General features: G+C 68.7%; 17 protein-coding genes. 6 read left to right on the forward strand and 11 right to left on the reverse strand.

Annotation, left to right across the window (positions count from 1 at the left end; all coding sequences use genetic code 11):
• Positions 1 to 8 precede the first annotated feature (8 nt).
• Positions 9 to 713 carry a hypothetical protein gene (locus ACFO27_RS08720; protein WP_376816999.1) on the reverse strand — a complete coding sequence of 235 codons (705 nt, stop codon included), beginning with the start codon at positions 711 to 713 and terminating at the stop codon, positions 9 to 11.
• Positions 714 to 801: 88 nt separating this feature from the next.
• On the opposite strand from ACFO27_RS08720, the gene ACFO27_RS08725 reads away from it, so the two are divergent.
• Positions 802 to 1,167, forward strand: a complete 366-nt coding sequence (locus ACFO27_RS08725; RefSeq protein WP_376817000.1) for a helix-turn-helix domain-containing protein — start codon at positions 802 to 804, stop codon at positions 1,165 to 1,167.
• Between the two features lie 234 nt (positions 1,168 to 1,401).
• Positions 1,402 to 3,315 carry a phosphomethylpyrimidine synthase ThiC gene (gene thiC, locus ACFO27_RS08730; protein WP_376817001.1) on the forward strand — a complete coding sequence of 638 codons (1,914 nt, stop codon included), beginning with the start codon at positions 1,402 to 1,404 and terminating at the stop codon, positions 3,313 to 3,315.
• A 51-nt stretch (positions 3,316 to 3,366) separates the two neighbouring features.
• Here the strand turns inward: thiC and ACFO27_RS08735 are convergent, their stop codons facing one another.
• From ACFO27_RS08735 to ACFO27_RS08755, 5 genes are all read right to left on the reverse strand, one after another.
• Positions 3,367 to 4,020, reverse strand: a complete 654-nt coding sequence (locus tag ACFO27_RS08735; protein ID WP_376817002.1) for a YiaD family glycine zipper/OmpA-like lipoprotein — start codon at positions 4,018 to 4,020, stop codon at positions 3,367 to 3,369.
• Between the two features lie 196 nt (positions 4,021 to 4,216).
• Entirely contained in the window at positions 4,217 to 4,957 is a 741-nt protein-coding gene (locus ACFO27_RS08740; protein WP_376817003.1) for an amino acid ABC transporter ATP-binding protein, read from the reverse strand.
• A gap of 46 nt (positions 4,958 to 5,003) precedes the next feature.
• Positions 5,004 to 6,098, reverse strand: a complete 1,095-nt coding sequence (locus tag ACFO27_RS08745; RefSeq protein ID WP_376817004.1) for an amino acid ABC transporter permease — start codon at positions 6,096 to 6,098, stop codon at positions 5,004 to 5,006.
• Positions 6,099 to 7,286: an amino acid ABC transporter permease gene (locus tag ACFO27_RS08750; RefSeq protein WP_376817005.1), complete on the reverse strand. Its 1,188-nt coding sequence runs from the start codon at positions 7,284 to 7,286 to the stop codon at positions 6,099 to 6,101.
• A gap of 92 nt (positions 7,287 to 7,378) precedes the next feature.
• Positions 7,379 to 8,395, reverse strand: a complete 1,017-nt coding sequence (locus tag ACFO27_RS08755; RefSeq protein ID WP_376817006.1) for an amino acid ABC transporter substrate-binding protein — start codon at positions 8,393 to 8,395, stop codon at positions 7,379 to 7,381.
• A 209-nt stretch (positions 8,396 to 8,604) separates the two neighbouring features.
• Between ACFO27_RS08755 and ACFO27_RS08760 the strand changes: the two genes are divergently transcribed.
• From ACFO27_RS08760 to mutY, 3 genes are read left to right on the forward strand one after another with little or no spacing between them, the layout of a single operon-like run.
• On the forward strand, positions 8,605 to 9,276 hold the full coding sequence (locus ACFO27_RS08760; protein WP_376817007.1) for a cell division ATP-binding protein FtsE: 672 nt from the start codon (positions 8,605 to 8,607) through the stop codon (positions 9,274 to 9,276).
• Positions 9,273 to 10,181 carry a cell division protein FtsX gene (locus tag ACFO27_RS08765; RefSeq protein ID WP_376817008.1) on the forward strand — a complete coding sequence of 303 codons (909 nt, stop codon included), beginning with the start codon at positions 9,273 to 9,275 and terminating at the stop codon, positions 10,179 to 10,181. Before ACFO27_RS08760 ends, ACFO27_RS08765 begins: the two co-directional genes overlap by 4 nt.
• Positions 10,181 to 11,311 carry an A/G-specific adenine glycosylase gene (gene mutY / locus ACFO27_RS08770; protein ID WP_376817009.1) on the forward strand — a complete coding sequence of 377 codons (1,131 nt, stop codon included), beginning with the start codon at positions 10,181 to 10,183 and terminating at the stop codon, positions 11,309 to 11,311. Before ACFO27_RS08765 ends, mutY begins: the two co-directional genes overlap by 1 nt.
• 4 nt (positions 11,312 to 11,315) lie before the next feature.
• On the opposite strand, the gene rodA is transcribed toward mutY, so the two are convergent.
• From rodA to ACFO27_RS08795, 5 genes are read right to left on the reverse strand one after another with little or no spacing between them, the layout of a single operon-like run.
• Entirely contained in the window at positions 11,316 to 12,458 is a 1,143-nt protein-coding gene (gene rodA, locus ACFO27_RS08775) for a rod shape-determining protein RodA (RefSeq protein ID WP_323026111.1), read from the reverse strand.
• Entirely contained in the window at positions 12,455 to 14,494 is a 2,040-nt protein-coding gene (gene mrdA, locus ACFO27_RS08780; RefSeq protein WP_376817010.1) for a penicillin-binding protein 2, read from the reverse strand. Before mrdA ends, rodA begins: the two co-directional genes overlap by 4 nt.
• 7 nt (positions 14,495 to 14,501) lie before the next feature.
• Positions 14,502 to 15,065, reverse strand: a complete 564-nt coding sequence (gene mreD, locus ACFO27_RS08785) for a rod shape-determining protein MreD (RefSeq protein WP_376817011.1) — start codon at positions 15,063 to 15,065, stop codon at positions 14,502 to 14,504.
• Positions 15,046 to 15,930, reverse strand: coding sequence for a rod shape-determining protein MreC (mreC, locus tag ACFO27_RS08790; protein ID WP_376817012.1), 885 nt, complete (start codon positions 15,928 to 15,930; stop codon positions 15,046 to 15,048). The genes mreD and mreC overlap by 20 nt, the downstream gene beginning before the upstream one ends.
• A gap of 24 nt (positions 15,931 to 15,954) precedes the next feature.
• Complete coding sequence (locus ACFO27_RS08795) at positions 15,955 to 16,998, reverse strand: rod shape-determining protein (RefSeq protein WP_323018576.1); 1,044 nt, start codon at positions 16,996 to 16,998, stop codon at positions 15,955 to 15,957.
• A 255-nt stretch (positions 16,999 to 17,253) separates the two neighbouring features.
• Here ACFO27_RS08795 and gatC point away from each other — a divergent pair, with 255 nt between their 5' ends.
• Positions 17,254 to 17,562 (forward strand): Asp-tRNA(Asn)/Glu-tRNA(Gln) amidotransferase subunit GatC, encoded by a 309-nt coding sequence (gatC, locus tag ACFO27_RS08800; protein WP_323026107.1) that lies wholly within the window; start codon positions 17,254 to 17,256, stop codon positions 17,560 to 17,562.
• Positions 17,563 to 17,565: the final 3 nt, after the last annotated feature.

Raw genomic sequence — 17,565 nt, forward strand, 5'->3', positions numbered from 1 at the left:
CAGCCGGATCAGATTTCCCAGACGTAGCCATAGCCGCGCAGGGATTCGATCGGCGGTTCCATGCCGGCCTGCAAGCCCCGCCAGCGCAGGCGGCTGATGACGCCGCGCGGCTTGGGGTCGTGCGGCCGGCGTCCGTAGGCGTGCCGCCAGCCCTGGAGCAGGGCCTGGTTCAGCATGGCGTGGCTGGCGACGTGGCCGGGCGCCTCGAACAGGCAGACCAGGATCGCGCGCTCCGAGACCGTCAGGCGCAGCGAAGCCCCGTCGCGATGCCGCAGGCTCCAGCCCTGGTCCTCCAGGGTCCAGGGCCCGATGCCATGGCGCACCAGGCCCGCCGCGTCCGCGGCATGATCCAGGCGGCGCAGGCGCAAGGTCCGCAGGACGGCGGCCAGCAGGGCCGGCGAGTCGTCCTGCCGCATGACCCAGTCCACCCCGACCCGCAGCAGCGCCGTCAGCTCGCCCCGGCGCGCGGGACCCATGACGGCCACCATGTCCAGCGGCAGGCCCATGCCGCGCGCCAGCCGCGCCGTCCTGCAATTGGAGGCCGCGTCCGCCATCAGCAGCACGGCATCGCTGGACAGCAGGCCGGTCCGGATCGTTTCCCGGTCGGCGTCCTCGATGGACCCGCAGCGCCGCACCTGGCAGCCCAGTGCCCGCAGATACTGCAACTCGGCGTTGTCGTCCGGCGCCAACGCCCAAACCCGGCGGTCTCGCATACATTTCTCCCCCGAATGTCTGCTAAATATTACAAAAGTATTATTTCACGAACACCAACGTGATTGTCATTTTTAGTCCAATGGGCGGGTGGAAACCTTTGCAGAACGGCTCCGGCACGCCCGGCTCCTGCGCGGCCTGTCGCAGGAGACCTTGGCGCGCGCCTGCGGCCTGTCTCAAAGCGCCATCTCCAGCTACGAGAACGGCACCCGCCAATCGCCGAAAAAGCTGCTGAACCTGGCCCAGGTCCTGGAAGTGGACATCTACTGGCTGAGCCGGGGCCTGGGCGACATGACGCCGGCGCCCGGCGCGGCCGGCTCCGTGGGGGAAGGCGCCTGGCCCTTCCCCTCGATCGATCCCCGGCAATTCTGGACCCTGACCCGCAAGGACCGCCTGGTGGTGGAAAGCGCCGTCGGCGCGCTGATCGACAGCCTGCTGATTTCAGGAAAAAAGTAGGGACGGCCCGGCGGCGAAAGGCAGGTATACTCCCTTCCACGCAGGGGTACTCGCCGGCTTGGCCGGCGTGTTGAGAGAAACCCTTCGTACCAGTACGGATAATGCCGATGCTGGGAGCGTGCGCGGTTTCCTCACCGGTTCCATCCATGCCCGGAACCATTCCCTCCGGAACGCGCTTCCCCCCTCCCCGACTCGGCTCCATTTCCGAATCCTTTTCGAACCTGGAGCTACATCTTGAACGCCAATCCGCAATTCCTGGCCGCCCGCGCCACCGTCGACCTGGCCGCGATCGAACCGCTGCCGCAATCCCGCAAGATCTACGAAACCGGATCCCGGCCCAACATCCGCGTGCCCTTTCGCGAAATCCGCCAGGACGACACGCCCACCCTGTTCGGCGGCGAAGCCAACCCGCCCCTGACAGTCTACGACACCAGCGGCCCGTACACCGACCCCGACGCCGTCATCGACATCCGCAAGGGCCTGCCCGCCCCGCGCCTGCCCTGGATCCTGGAGCGCGGCGACACCGAGGAGCTGCCCGGCCTGACCAGCCAGTACGGCCGCGCCCGGCTGGCCGACGCGGAGCTGGACGCGCTGCGCTTCGACCTGAAGCGCCCCCCGCGCCGCGCCCGCCCCGGCGCGAACGTGTCGCAGATGCACTATGCCCGCCGGGGCATCGTCACCCCGGAAATGGAATTCGTCGCCATCCGCGAAAACCTGCGCCGCGAACAGTACGTCGAATCCCTGCGCCGCAGCGGCCCGGACGGCGCCCGCCTGGCCGAGCGCCTGACCCGCCAGCACCCCGGCCAGTCCTTCGGCGCGTCCATCCCCGAACGCATCACGCCCGAATTCGTGCGCGACGAGGTCGCCCGCGGCCGCGCCATCATTCCGGCCAACATCAACCACCCCGAGGTCGAACCCATGGCCATCGGGCGCAACTTCCTGGTCAAGGTCAACGCCAACATCGGCAATTCCGCCATCCGCTCGGACATCAGCGAGGAAGTCGAGAAGATGACCTGGGCGATCCGCTGGGGCGGCGACACGGTGATGGACCTGTCCACCGGCAAGCACATCCACGAAACGCGCGAATGGATCATCCGCAATTCGCCGGTGCCCATCGGCACCGTGCCGATCTACCAGGCGCTGGAGAAGGTCGGCGGCATCGCCGAGGAGCTGAACTGGGAGATCTTCCGCGACACGCTGATCGAGCAGGCCGAGCAGGGCGTGGACTACTTCACCATCCACGCGGGCGTGCGCCTGCCTTTCGTGCCCATGACGGCCAGCCGCATGACGGGCATCGTGTCGCGCGGCGGCTCGATCATGGCCAAGTGGTGTCTGGCGCACCACAAGGAAAGCTTCCTCTACGAACGCTTCGAGGACATCTGCGAGATCATGAAGGCCTACGACGTCAGCTTCTCGCTGGGCGACGGGCTGCGTCCGGGGTCCGGCTACGACGCCAACGACGAGGCCCAGTTCGCCGAGCTGCGCACGCTGGGCGAACTGACCCGGGTCGCCTGGAAGCACGACGTGCAGGTGATGATCGAGGGACCGGGCCACGTGCCCATGCAGATGATCCGCGAGAACATGGACCTGCAGCTCAAGCATTGCCACGAGGCGCCGTTCTACACCCTGGGCCCGCTGACCACGGACATCGCGCCGGGCTACGACCACATCACCTCGGGCATCGGCGCGGCGCTGATCGGCTGGTACGGCACGGCCATGCTGTGCTACGTGACGCCCAAGGAGCACCTGGGCCTGCCCAACAAGAAGGACGTGAAGAACGGCATCATCACCTACAAGATCGCCGCCCACGCGGCCGACCTGGCCAAGGGCCACCCAGGCGCGGCGATCCGCGACAACGCCCTGTCCAAGGCGCGCTTCGAGTTCCGCTGGGAAGACCAGTTCAACCTGGGCCTGGACCCGGACACGGCGCGCGCCTTCCACGACGAAACCCTGCCCAAGGACTCGATGAAGGTGGCGCACTTCTGCTCCATGTGCGGACCCAAGTTCTGCAGCATGAAGATATCCCAGGACGTGCGCGACTACGCCAGGGAAAACGGCCTGGACGAGGCCGCCGCGCTGGAACAGGGCATGGCGGCGAAGTCGGCGGAGTTCATCAGCCAGGGGGCGGAAATCTACCAGAAGGCGTGAAGGCTGCGCCAGGCGCCGGCCAGCCCGCGGAGACTGGCTGACGCCTCGTCCCTATTTCACCGCGTACAGGAACAGTTCCACCCGCCGGTTCAGGGCGCGGCCTTCCACGGTGTTGTTGTCGCCCACCGGGTTGGCGGCGCCGCGGCCCTCGGCCGTGAGCCGGTCGGCGGCCACGCCCTGCCCCGCCAGGTACTGCGTCACCGCGCCGGCCCGGCGCTGGGACAGCGGCACGTTGATGGCGTCGGTGCCGGTGGAATCGGTGTAGCCGATCGCCTTGGCGCGCAGTTCGGGATGCTGGCTCAGGGCCCGGGCCACGCTGTCCAGGACCGGCAGCAGTTCCGGCTTCAGCACGGCCTTGTTGGTGTCGAACGAAACGTTGCTGGGGATGTTGACCTTCAGCGTGCCGTCGGGCATCTCGATGACGGCGATCCCCAGGCTGGACGCGCCGGACTTCTCGACGTCCTGCTTGACCCCTTTCCAGTTGTAGCCGACGACGCTGCCCACCACGGTGCCGATGCCGGCGCCGATCAGGGCGGCCTGGCTGCTGTCGCCGATCAGCGCCCCCAGCCCCGCGCCGAGCGCGGCGCCCGCGCCGGCCCCGACCGCCGTGTTCTGGCCCTGGGGCGACATGTTGGCGCAGGCCGTCAAGAGCACCAGGCTGCCGATCACCGCCGTCCGGGCGGCCCGTTCCGTTGCTGTGCGCATCGCATTCTCCTTGTTGTGGGGACGTGGACAGCGTAGCAAGAAGCCCCGGCGGCGGTGTAAGCCGATGCTGCCAAACGAGACAGGAAATTTCCGCCAGGCGGGCGGGCCGGACGGCTGGCATGCGCCGCGGCCAGGCAGGCACTCGCGGGGTGCCGCCCGGGCGCGGTGATCCGCCCCGGCGGCCGGAACCGCGCGCTCAGTGCAGGATCTGGCTGAGGAACAGCTTGGTGCGCTCGTTCTTCGGATTGTCGAAGAATTCGTCCGGCGCGTTCTCCTCGATGATCTCGCCGTGGTCCATGAAGATCACCCGGTCGGCGACCTTGCGCGCGAAGCCCATTTCGTGGGTCACGCACAGCATCGTCATGCCGGTTTCCTCGGCCAGCTCGACCATGACGTCCAGCACTTCCTTGACCATTTCCGGATCCAGGGCGGAGGTCGGCTCGTCGAACAGCATGATCTTGGGGTTCATGCACAGGGACCGGGCGATGGCCACGCGCTGCTGCTGGCCGCCGGACAGCTGGCCCGGGAACTTGTTCGCCTGGTCGGGGATGCGCACCCGTTCCAGGTACTTCATGGCGGTCGCCTCGGCCTCGGCCTTGGGGCGCTTGAGCACCCAGACCGGCCCCAGCGTCAGGTTTTCCAGCACGGTCATGTGGGGGAACAGGTTGAAGTGCTGGAACACCATGCCGACGTCGCGGCGGATGGCCTCGATCTGCTTGAGGTCGTTGGTCAGTTCCGTGCCGTCGACGATGATCTGGCCTTCCTGGTGTTCCTCCAGGCGGTTGATGCAGCGGATCATGGTCGACTTACCCGACCCGGAGGGTCCGCAGATCACGATGCGCTCGCCGGGCGCGACGTCCAGGTTCAGGTCCTTCAGGACGTGGAACTGGCCGTACCACTTGTTGACGTTCTGCAGGCGGATGATGGGTTCCGACATGGGCGGAGGCTCCTGCGGCGGGACCAGGGCCCCGCCGGTACGAAGATTAACGATGCTGCCCCTGATCCAGCTTGCGTTCCAGCGACAGGCTGTAGCGCGAGATCGAGTAGCAGAAGATGAAGTAGATGACCGAGATGAACAGGTAGGATTCCGTGCTGAAGCCGCGCCAGACGGCGTCGGACACGGCCGCCTTGGCCGCCTGGGTCAGGTCGAAGATGCCGATGATCACCACCAGGGACGTGTCCTTGAACAGGGAGATGAAGATCCCCACCAGCGGCGGGATGACGATCTTCAGCGCCTGCGGCAGGATGATCTTGCGCATCTGCTGCCAGTAGCCCAGGCCCAGGGAATCGGCGCCCTCGTACTGGCCCTTGGGGATGGCCTGCAGGCCGCCGCGCACGGTCTCGGCCACGTAGGCCGCCGCGAACAGGATGATGGCGATCTGAGCGCGCAGCAGCTTGTCGATGGAGAAGCCTTCCGGCAGGAACAGCGGCAGCATCACCGAGGACATGAACAGCAGGCTGACCAGGGGCACCCCGCGGATCAGCTCGATGTAGACCACGCATACGGCCTTGACGCCCGGCATGTGCGAGCGCCGTCCCAGGGCGAGCAGCAGCCCGAAGGGAAAGGCGAAGGCGATGCCGAAGGTCGACAGGATCAGGGTCAGCGGCAGGCCGCCCCACTTGGCGTTTTCCACGTAGGTCAGGCCCAGAATCCCGCCCCACATCAGCACGCCGACCGCCACCAGGGCGACCACCCACATCAGCCCCAGGAACGGCTTCCAGAACCAGCGGATGCAGCTGCAGACGATCGTCGCGATCAGGATCAGGGAGGCCAGCAGGGGGCGCCATTGCTCGTCGTAGGGATAGATGCCGAAGAGGATCAGGCGGTGCTTTTCACGCACGAAGGCCCAGCAGTAGCCGCCGGTTTCCCGGCACTGGGCCGCCGTCGTGGCGGCGAAGTCGGGCTTCACGAACAGGTAGTCGATCAGGGCCGGAATCGCCAGCAGCAGGACCCAAAGGGCCAGGATCGTCAGGATCGCGTTCAGCGGCGAGGAAAACAGCCGGCTGCGCAGCCAGCCGAGCACGCCCATGTCGGCGCGCGGCGGCAGGCGATCGGTGCCAGGGAGTGTGCGGTCCATCTATCGCTCCACCAGCGCGATGCGCTTGTTGTACCAGTTCATGAAGATCGAGATCGACAGGCTGACCACCAGATAGGCCGCCATGATGATCATGATGCCCTCGATGGCCTGCCCGGTCTGGTTCAGGATGGTGTTGGTGACGGCCACGATGTCGGGATAGCCGATGGCCACGGCCAGGGAACTGTTCTTCGTCAGGTTCAGGTACTGGCTGGTCATGGGCGGGATGATGACCCGCATGGCCTGGGGCAGGACCACCAGCCGCAGGGTGCGCGCCCGCGACAGGCCGATCGAGGAGGCGGCTTCCCACTGGCCCTGGTTGACGGCCTGGATGCCGGAACGTACGACCTCGCCCACGAAGGCCGAGGTGTAGGTCACCAGCCCCAGCAGCAGCGCCGAGAATTCCGGCGACATGTTCAGGCCGCCCTGGAAGTTGAAGCCCTTGAGCTCGGGCCGGTCCAGTTCAAGGGAACCGCCGCTGACCCAGAAAGCCAGCAGGGGCACCACGACCAGCAGGCCCAGGGCGGCCCGCCCCAGGGGAAAGATCTTGCCGGTGGCGTCCTGGTGGCGGCGCGCCCAATGGGCCAGCAGCACGCTCAGCACGATGGCCAGCGCCAGCCCGCCGAAGATCCAGTCCATGGCGTCGCCCTTGAACCAGGGGATCTTCAGGCCACGGTTGGAGATGAAGACGTCCGGCAAGGGCTGCAGCGCCTGCCGGGGACCGGGCATGATCTCGGTGATGAGGGCATACCAGAAGAACAGCTGCAGCAGCAGCGGGATGTTGCGCATGACCTCGATGTAGAGGCCGGCCAGGCGCGAGATCAGCCAGTTCTTCGACAGGCGGCTGATGCCCAGCAGCGTGCCGAACAGGGTGGCGGCGATCACCCCGATCACGGAGACCTTGAGGGTGTTCAGCAGGCCGACCACGACCGCGTGGCCATAGGTGTCCGCGGGGGAATATTCCACCATCGATTCGCCGATGGCGAAACCGGCTTCCTCGTGCAGGAAGGCGAAGCCGGTGGAGATGTTGCGCGCCGCCAGGTTGTGCAGCGTGTTGGAAGCCAGGTACCACACGCCCAGGGCGACGAGGCCCAGGATCAGGACCTGGTAGATCAGCGCGCGCGTGGCCGGATCGTTCCAGGACCAGCGCCTGCGTGGCGCCCTGGGTGCGCGATGTGTTGTTTGAGTCATAGGATGCGGGCGGTGAAGGCGGCGGCCGCCGCCGGAACCCGGCCGCCGGGAGAACCCCGGCGGCCGAAAGGACCGAAGACCGGATCAGGCGATCAGCGGATCGGCCAGGCGTACATCACGCCGCCCTTGGTCCACTGGGCGTTCAGGCCGCGTTCCAGCTTGAGCGGGGAGCCCATGCCGATGTTGCGCTCGAACGATTCGCCGTAGTTGCCGACCTGCTTGATGATGTTGTAGGCCCATTTCTTGTCCAGGCCCAGGCCCTTGCCCATGTCGCCGGACACGCCCAGGATGCGCTGGATGTTGGGGTTGGGGCTCTTCAGCATCTCGTCCAGGTTCTTGGAATCGATGCCGTATTCCTCGGCTTCGATCATGGCGTTCAGCGCCCAGCGCACGACCATGAACCATTCGTCGTCGCCCTGGCGGACCATGGGACCCAGGGGTTCCTTGGAGAAGTCTTCCGGCAGGATGATGTAGTCGTCCGGCGTGGCCGAGGAGGCGCGCAGGCTGCCCAGCTGGGACTTGTCGCTGGTGACCACGTCGCAGCGGCCGGACTCGAAGGTGCGGAAGCCTTCTTCGGAGGTGTTGATCACGACCGGCTTGAAGTCGAGCTTGTGGGCGCGGAACCAGTCGGCCAGGTTCAGCTCGGTGGTGGTGCCCTGCAGCACGCAGACCGCGGCGCCGCCCAGTTCGGTGGCGCTCTTCACGCCCAGGCTCTTCTTGACCAGCACGCCCTGGCTGTCGTAGTAGTTGATCCCGGCGCTCATCAGGCCCAGCGTGGTGTCGCGGGTCATGGTGGCGGTGGTGTTGCGGGTGAGCACGTCGACTTCGCCGGACTGCAGGGCGGTGAAGCGCTGCTGGGTGGTCAGCGGGGTGGCCTTGAACTTGGTGGCGTCGCCGAACACCATGGCGGCCACGGCGCGGCACATGTCGACGTCGATGCCCTTCCAGACGCCCTTGCTGTCCGCCTGGGAGAAGCCCGGCAGACCGGCGTTCACGCCGCACTGGACGAAGCCGCGCGCCTTGACGGCGTTGTAGGTTTCACCTGCCTGGGCGGTCGTGCCGGCGAACAGCAGCGCCGCGCTGACGGCTGCGAGTTTCATCAATTTCATAGTCATCCTTTCCCGATTGAGCAAGTGGCGTTGAACAACACGGAATACAATCTCGTGGAATTGGTCCGTCTGGCCTAGATCGTAGCCTGCCACCGCAGGCGTGAAACATGCGGGATATCCCTGCACCCATCATGGCGACCGGGTTTCGTCATGGCCCGGGAACCCGCCGGCCCGGACCCGGATCGACCCGCTAGGCACACCAGGCACGCATGATCGAATTTCAGCACGTCTTCAAATCCTTCGGCCGGGGGCGCAACATCCTCGCCGACGTCAATTTCGGCATCTCGCCCGGGGAATTCGTCTTCGTCTCCGGGCCTTCGGGCGCGGGCAAGTCCACCCTGCTGAAGCTGGTCGGCGGGCTGGAGCCCGCCAGCCGGGGCGCCGTCACGGTCAACGGCCACCGCATCGACCGGCTGTCGGCGCGCACGCTGCCCTACCTGCGCCGCACCGTGGGCCTGATCCTGCAGGACGCCCACCTGCTGTTCGACCGCAACGCCTTCGACAACGTCATGCTGCCGCTGGCCGTGCTGGGCCTGGACCGCGCCACGGCGGCGACCCGCGCCCGCGCCGCCATGGAAAAGGTCGGCCTGCGCGGCAAGGAAGACCTGTCGCCCATCGAACTGTCCGGCGGCGAGCAGCAGCGCCTGGCCATCGCCCGCGCCATCGTGGGCCGGCCCGCCATCCTGATCGCCGACGAGCCCACCGCCAACCTGGACCACGACAGCGCCACCCGCATCATGGACGTATTCCGCGATTTCAACCAGGTCGGCGTCACGACCCTGATCGCCTCGCACGACACCGCCCTCATGGCCCGCTACGCGCGGCGCACCCTGCGCATCGACGCCGGCCGCTTCGAAGACATCCCGGGGGTGATCGCATGAACAAGTGGCTGCGGCACCACCGCTATGCCCTGGGGGTGGCGCTGCGGCGCCTGCGCCAGCACCCCTTCTCGTCCCTGGCCAACATCGCGGTCATCGCCCTGATGCTGGCCGTGCCCATCCTGGGCGCCTCGGTCCTGCAGTCCAGCCAGCCGCTGGCCCGGCAACTGGCGGTCGCGCCGGAGCTGACCCTGTTCCTGAAATCCGGCACGCCGCCCGCGGCCCAGCAAGCCTTGCTTGCACGCGTGCGCGAGCAGGCCGGCGAGCGGATCGCCCAGGCCCGGCTGATGCCGCGCGACCGGGCCATGGCCCAGTTGCGCGCCGATCCGACCTGGGCCCGGGCGCTGGACGCCCTGCCCGACAACCCCCTGCCCGACGCCCTCATCGTCACCCTGCGCGATTCCGACGCCCCGGCGCGCGAGGCGGCCGACCTGGCGCAGGCCTGGCGCCAGTGGCCGGAGGTCGAGGAAATCCAGCTCGACAGCGAATGGGTGCGGCGCCTGGAATCCCTGCTCTCCTTCGTGCGGATGGGCCTGGGCATGCTGGCGGGCGCGGTGGTCGTCGTCGTGCTGGCGACCGTGTTCAACACCGTGCGCCTGCAGGCCCTGACCCAGCGCGAGGAAATCGCCGTCGCCCGGCTGGTGGGCGCCACCGAGTCCTTCGTCCGCCGCCCCTTCCTGTACCTGGGCGCCCTGACGGGCCTGGCCGCGAGCCTGCTGGCGCTGCTGCTGGCCTGGCTGGCGCTGACCCCGCTGAACACGATCCTGGGCGGCTTCGCCCGCAGCTACGGCGTGGACTGGGCCATCCGCCTGCCGGCCGCCCCGGACCTGCTGCTGTCCGGCCTGCTGGTCGCCCTGCTGGGCGCCGTCGCCGCACGCCTGTCGGTCACGCGGCGCACCCGGTTCTGATGGCGCGCCGCACCGCCACGGCCCCGCGCCCGGACGCCTCCGCCCCGCCCGCCGGGCCGGCGGGCGCGCCGGCCGACGCCGCTTCCCGCATCGCCGCCTGGCAGCGCCGGGCCGGGCGCCACGGGCTGCCCTGGCAGCGCACCCGCGATCCCTACCGCATCTGGCTGTCCGAAATCATGCTGCAGCAGACCCAGGCCGCCACCGTCGTCCCGTACTACGAGCGCTTCCTGGCCCTGTTCCCCACCGTCGTCGACCTGGCCGACGCGCCGCAGGACGCGGTCCTGCGGGCCTGGGCCGGCCTGGGCTACTACGCCCGCGCGCGCAACCTGCACCGCTGCGCGCAGGTCCTGCGCGACGAACACGGCGGCCGCTTCCCCGCCACCGCCGCCGAACTGGCGCGGCTGCCCGGCATCGGCCCCTCGACCGCCGCCGCCGTTGCCGCCTTCGCCTACGGCGAGCGGGCGCCGATCCTGGACGGCAACGTGCGCCGGGTGCTGGCGCGCTATTTCGCCGTCGAGGGCGACCCCGCGGCGGCACGCACGGTCCGGCGGCTCTGGGAGCACGCGCGGGCGCTGATCGACGCCGCGCCCGCCGGCCTGGACATGGCGGCCTACACCCAGGGCCAGATGGACCTGGGCGCCACGATCTGCACCCGGACGCGGCCCGACTGCGCGCGCTGCCCGCTGGCGCCGGACTGCCAGGCGCGGATCCGGAACCGCCAGGACGAACTGCCGACGCCGCGCGCGCGCCGGGCGCAGCCGCTGCGCCATTGCTGGATGCTGATCGCGGAGTGCGATGGCCGGGTGCTGCTGGAGCGCCGGCCGGACACGGGCATCTGGGGCGGCCTGTGGACCCTGCCGCAATTCGAGGACGCCGCCGCGCTGGAAGCCGCCTGCGCCGGCCTGGCCGCGGCCGGGACGCCGCTGGCGCTGGCGGCGATCGACCACGTGTTCACACATTTCCGGCTGCGCATCCAGCCCTGTTGGCTGCGGCTGCCGGGCGCCGCGCCCACGGCGGCCGGCGAGGGCCGGGCCTGGGCACCCATCGGGAACCTGGACGCCCACGGCATGCCGGCGCCGGTCGCCCGGCTGCTGGCCGGGCTGTACGCGGACACGCCGCTGCCGCGCTGACCGGTCAGGGATCCGGGCGCGGCTGGTGCGCGCCGATGCTCATCAGCAGGCCGCAGGCCACGCCCAGCGTCATCAGCGCCGTGCCGCCGTAGCTCATGAAGGGCAGCGGCACCCCCACCACCGGCAGCACCCCGGTCACCATGCCGATGTTCACGAAGACGTAGACGAACATCATCATGGACATGGCGCCGGCCAGCAACCGCCCGAACTGGGTGGGCGCCCGCGCGGTGATGGTCAGGCCGCGCAGCACCAGCAGCGCGTACAGGACCAGCAGCGTCACGCCGCCGTACAGGCCGAATTCCTCGGCGAACACGGCGAAGATGAAGTCCGTGGTCCGCTCGGGGATGAAATCCAGGTGCGTCTGGGTGCCCTGCATGTAGCCCTTGCCGTACAGGCCGCCCGAGCCCACGGCGATCATGGACTGGATGGTGTGGAAGCCCTTGCCCAGCGGATCCGAGCCGGGATTGAGCAGCACGCAGACACGGTACTTCTGGTAGTCGTGCAGCACCACCCAGTCCACCTCCGGCTGGCAGATCTGGTCCTCGTAGGCCACCAGCGTCCCCAGCGCCAGCGTGACCGCCAGCACCGCCGGGATCAGCAGCTTGAACGACAGGCCGGCGAAATAGATGACGCAGAAGCCCGAGGCCAGCACCAGCAGCGCCGTGCCCAGGTCCGGCTGGTCGATGATGAGCCCCGCCGGCACCACCAGCAGCACGCCGGCCACCAGGAAGTCCAGGACGCGGAAGCGGTTCGCGGACTGGCGCTGGAAGTACCAGGCCAGCATCAGCGGCACGGCGATCTTCATCATTTCCGAGGGCTGGATGCGCGCGATGCCCAGGTTCAGCCAGCGGGTCGCGCCCTTGCTGGTTTCGCCGAACAGCATGACCGCCACCAGCAGCCCCACCCCGAGCGCGTAGAACAGCGGCGCCGAGCGCATGATCCAGGCCGGGCGCAGCAGCGCGACGGCCCACATGGCCGCGAACGCCAGCAGGAAATTGCGCAGCTGGTCGGCGAAGCGCCAATCGGTATTGCCCACCGCCGAATGCATGGTGGCCATGCCGACCAGGGCCATGATCACCAGCAGGACCAGCAGCGGCCAGTCCAGGACGGCGAACATGCGGCGCACCGCCTGCACGATCAGTTTCATGGGTTCTCCTCCTGGGCGCCGTCCTCGGGCGCCGAGGCCTCGTCGGGCAAGGGGGACGGTTCGGGCGCCCCTTCATCGTCGGGAGCCGGCTGCGCGTCGGGCCGGCCCGGGGAGGCCGCCGGCGCCGGACCCGCCTGGGCATCCCGCGCGGCCCGCTCCGCCCGCAGGCGCTCGCGCCGCTGCGCCGCGCGGGCCGGATCCAGCCAGTAATCGAACACCGTCCGGGCGATCGGCGCGGCCACGGAAGCGCCCCAGCCGCCGTTTTCCACGATCAGGGCCACCGCGATCTGGGGGTCGTCGACCGGGGCGTAGGCCATGAACAGCGCGTGGTCGCGCAGGCGCTCGTCCACCGAGTGCGCCTTGTACTTGGCGCCGCGCAGGCTGTAGACCTGGGCCGTGCCGGTCTTGCCGGCCGCCTGGTAGGCCGCGCCCTCGAAAGCACGCCGCGCCGTGCCCTTGCGCACGACGTCCACCATGGCCTCGCGGATCACGCGCAGATTGTCCGGCTTCAGGTCGATGGTGTACTGCGGCCCGACCACCGGGTAGCTGAACCGGCCGGTGAGCGGGTCGATGATCCGGCGCACCAGGTGCGGCTTCATGTAGATGCCGTCGTTGGCCAGCACCGAGGTCGCCTGCGCCAGCTGCAGCAGGGTGAAGGCGTTGTAGCCCTGTCCCACGGTGACCGACACGGTCTCGCCCTGGTACCAGTGCTGCTGTTCGGGCTTCTTGTAGGTCTTGCGCTTCCAATCGCGGGACGGCAGCACGCCGCGGCGCTCGCCGTCCAGGTCGATGCCGGTGATCTGGCCGAAGCCGAACTGCTTGGTGAAATCGTGCAGGGCGTCCACGTCCATCTGGGCGCCCAGCGAGAAGAAATAGGTGTCGGAGGACACGACGATGGCCCGGTGCATGTCGGTCGGCCCGTAGACCGCCCCGCCGGCATTGCGGAATTTCTGTCCGGCCAGCTCGAAGTAGCCAGGGTCCGGCACCAGTTCGCGGGCCGAGCGCAGCCCCATTTCCAGGGCAGCCAGCCCCACGAAGGGCTTGTAGGTCGAACCGATGGGGTAGGTGCCGTACAGCGGCCGGTTGATGAGCGGATGGTCCGGCGATTCGTTCAGCTTGCGCCAGTTCTCCACGTCGATGCCGTCCACGAACAGGTTCGGGTCGAAGGACGGCGAGGACACGAAGGCCAGGATCTCGCCCGTGTGCGGCTGGATGGCGACCAGCGCGCCGCGCCGGCCGGCGAACTGGGCCTCGGCCAATTGCTGCAGGCCGATGTCCAGGGACAGCTCCAGGTTGGAACCGGGCACCGGGTCCGTGCGGCTCAGCTCGCGCACCGGGCGCCCGCCCGCCGTGACTTCCAGTTCCTCGACCCCGGTGCGGCCATGCAGGGCCTTTTCCCAGGTCTTCTCGACCCCCTTCTTGCCGATGACCAGCGTACCCCGGTAATTGCCGAGCTGGCCGGAGTCTTCCAGCTCCTGCTGGTCTTCCTCGGAGATCCGCCCGACGAAACCCAGCACGTGGGCGGCCGACTCGTGCATGGGATAGGACCGCACCCAGCGGGCCTCCAGGCTGACGCCGGGAAAGCGGTAGGCGTGGACGGCGAACCAGGACGCCTCGATGTCGTTCAGGTTGTTGCGCAGCAGGACCGGCGCGTAGCGGCCGCTCTGCTGGTACAGGCGCATGAACTTGCGCCGGTCGCCCTCGCTCAGGTAGACCAGCTCGCCCAGCCGGTCGAGCACGTCGCCGATGTCGCCCCGGATCTGCGAGCGCGTCACCGTCAGCGTGTAGTCCCGCAGGTTCTGCGCCAGGACCGCGCCGTTGCGGTCGGCGATCTGCCCGCGCCGGGGCGGGACGGGCACGATGGTGATGCGGTTCTGCTCGGCGCGCGCCGACAGGGTGTCGTAGCGCACGATCTGCAGATACCACAGGCGCCCGGCCAGCAGCAGCAGGCACGCCAGGGCGAACAGCCCCGCCACCCAGGCGCGCAGCAGCACGGTCTGGCGCTGGCGGTGGCCGGTCTTGCGGAACTCGAACATGCCCGTCCTAGACGGGTCCCGCGCCGTCGCCGCCCAGGCGGCGCGGGTGCAGGGACATGAGGATGTCGGGCAGGGGCCACAGCACCCCGGTGAACAGCGCCGACCACAGCCAGTCCCAGCCTTCCCAGGCGCCGTTCAGCCAGGCGCCCAGCAGGCTGGACAGCGTGCACGCGGCCACGAACACCGGCAGGACCTGGAGGGTCTGCAGCCAGGCGCTGAAATGCCGCAGCCGATGGCTCAGCCGCAGCACGCCATAGGCGGCCAGCACGTAGCACAGGGCATGCAGCCCCAGCAGGCCGGCATCCTGCACGTCCATCAGCAGGCCGAACACGAAGGCCGTCGTCAGCCCCACCCGGGCGGGCGCGTGCAGGCACCAATAGAGCAGCAGCAGCAGCAGCACGTCGGGCACCGGCTGCCAGAGCCGCCAGGGCAGCAGGGACGCCACCCACACCAGGATCAGCGAGCCCCACACCAGCCAGCCGGAGGCGGCGCTCTGGAACGCGCCGGCGTCCACCGGCTGCAGGTCCATGAGGGAAGAGCCCCCCGGGCGCCTACTGTTCGTCGAGGGCATGCTCGATCTCCTCGGGCCGGGGCACGTCGGCCACGTCCACGCGCAGGACCAGGAAATGGCGGTAGCGTTCGGGGTGCGACAGCGGCTCGGCGATCGCCATGGCGAAGCCGGTCCCCGGATCGCGATCGACCTTTTCCACGCGGCCGACCGACAGGCCGGCCGGGAACAGCCCGCCGATGCCGCTGGTCACCAGCACGTCGCCGGCGCGCACGTCCACGCCGGCCGACAGGTAGCGGACTTCGAGCTTGCCGACCTCGTTGCCGCCGAACGCGATCAGCCGCAGCCCGTTGCGCAGCACCTGGACGGGGATGGACACCTGGTCGTCGATCAGCAGGGCGGCCTCGGAGGTGAAGGGCGTGACGCGCACGATCTGGCCCACGACCCCGCCCTCGTCGATCACCGGCATGCCCGGGGCGATGCCGGCGCGCGAGCCCTTGTTGAAGATCAGGCGATGGCTGAAGGCGTTGGACGGCACGTAGAAGACTTCGACCGCCACGGATTGCTGGGCGATGGACTCGGACACGTTGAGCAGACGGCGCAGCTGCTCGTTTTCCGTGGCCAGTTGGGCCGCGTGGGTCGAGAGCTGGGCCATTTCGATGCGCTGGCGGCGCAGGGCTTCCTGCTCGTCGCGCGCCAGCGCGGCCGCCTGCGACCAGCTGTCGAAATATTCCAGCGCGTCGCGCGGCGCCAGCGCGACGCGCTGGAAGGGATAGAGGACCATGGACAGGGCGCTGCGCACCGGGCCCAGCACGGGCCAGTGCGCGTCGGTCACGACCATCCCGAGACACAGGACCAGCAGCAGGACCAGCCGGACTTCGATGCTGGGACCGCGCTTGAAGAGTCTCAGGGTTCCCGGTTCACGCATGACGAGGAACGCCTGCCCGGCCGATCAGTCGTAGATGAACACCCCGCCCAGGCGCTCGAGATGTTCGAGCGCCTCGCCGCAGCCGCGCACCACGCAGGTGAGCGGGTCTTCGGCGACCACCACGGGCAGGCCGGTTTCTTCCTGGAGCAGGCGGTCCAGATCGTGCAGCAGCGCGCCGCCGCCGGTCAGGGCAATGCCCTTGTCGGTGATGTCGGCGCCCAGTTCGGGCGGGGTCTGCTCCAGGGCGGTCTTCACCGCCGACACGATCTGGTTGAGCGGGTCGGTCAGGGATTCCAGGATTTCGTTGGAGGACACCGTGAAGCTGCGCGGCACGCCTTCGGACAGGTTGCGGCCCTTGACCTCGATCTCGCGGATCTCGGAGCCGGGGAAGGCCGAGCCGATTTCCTTCTTGATGAGCTCGGCCGTGGGTTCGCCGATCAGCATGCCGTAGTTGCGGCGGATGTAGTTGATGATGGCTTCGTCGAACTTGTCGCCGCCGACGCGCACCGAGCCCTTGTAGACCATGCCGCCCAGGGAGATGACGGCGACCTCGGTGGTGCCGCCGCCGATGTCCACCACCATCGAGCCGCTGGCGTCGGACACCGCCAGGCCGGCGCCGATCGCGGCGGCCATGGGTTCCTCGATCAGGTAGACCTGGCTGGCGCCCGCGCCCAGGGCGGATTCGCGGATGGCGCGGCGTTCGACCTGGGTGGAGCCGCAGGGCACGCAGACGATGATGCGCGGGCTGGGGGCCAGCATGCTGCGCGGATGCACCATGCGGATGAACTGCTTGAGCATCTGCTCGGTCACGGTGAAGTCGGCGATCACGCCGTCCTTCATGGGCCGGATGGCTTCGATGTTGCCGGGCACGCGGCCCAGCATCTGCTTGGCCTCACGGCCGACGGCCTGGATGATTTTCTTGCCATTGGGGCCGCCGTCATGGCGGATGGCGACGACCGAGGGTTCATCGAGCACGATGCCCTTGCTGCGGACATAGATCAGCGTATTCGCCGTGCCGAGGTCGATCGCCATGTCGCTGGAAAAGTAGCTGCGTAGGAATCCGAACATGGGCGCACTAATAAAATGGGGTGTCTGTGGATCCGCGCGAGCGACCCGGTGCCGACTGTACCAAGACCGCCAGAACGAAGGCGCAGGCCGGGCAAACCGCATGGAATCAGCAATGATAACTTATAATCCCCTACGGCTAGACCCGGATCAGAGGGGAATGTTTTGCAAAATTCCCGCTTTTCGCCGCTCCGGTCACATCCGCACACACTCAATCCGGCCGCCCCCTTCCCGGCGGCGGAACGTAGGCACGACGACATGGCACTCACCGAACAGGACATCGCCCGGCTGGCACGGCTCTCGGGCCTGCGGCTGGATTCCAGCGACCAGATCCGCGCCCGCCAGGAGCTCGACCGCATCCTGGGCCTGATCGAGGAACTGCAGGCCGTGGACACGGCCGGCGTCGAACCCATGGCCCACCCGCTGGCCGCCCACCAGGACATCGCCCTGCGCCTGTGCGACGACACGCCCGATCCGGCGCAGACGCCCGAGCAGCGCGACGCCTGCATGGCCAATGCCCCGGCCTCCCATCAGGGCCTGTTCCTGGTGCCCACCGTCATCGAATGATGC

Origin of the sequence: Castellaniella denitrificans (genome assembly GCF_042653765.1) — a bacterium.
Lineage (GTDB): Bacteria > Pseudomonadota > Gammaproteobacteria > Burkholderiales > Burkholderiaceae_B > Castellaniella > Castellaniella denitrificans.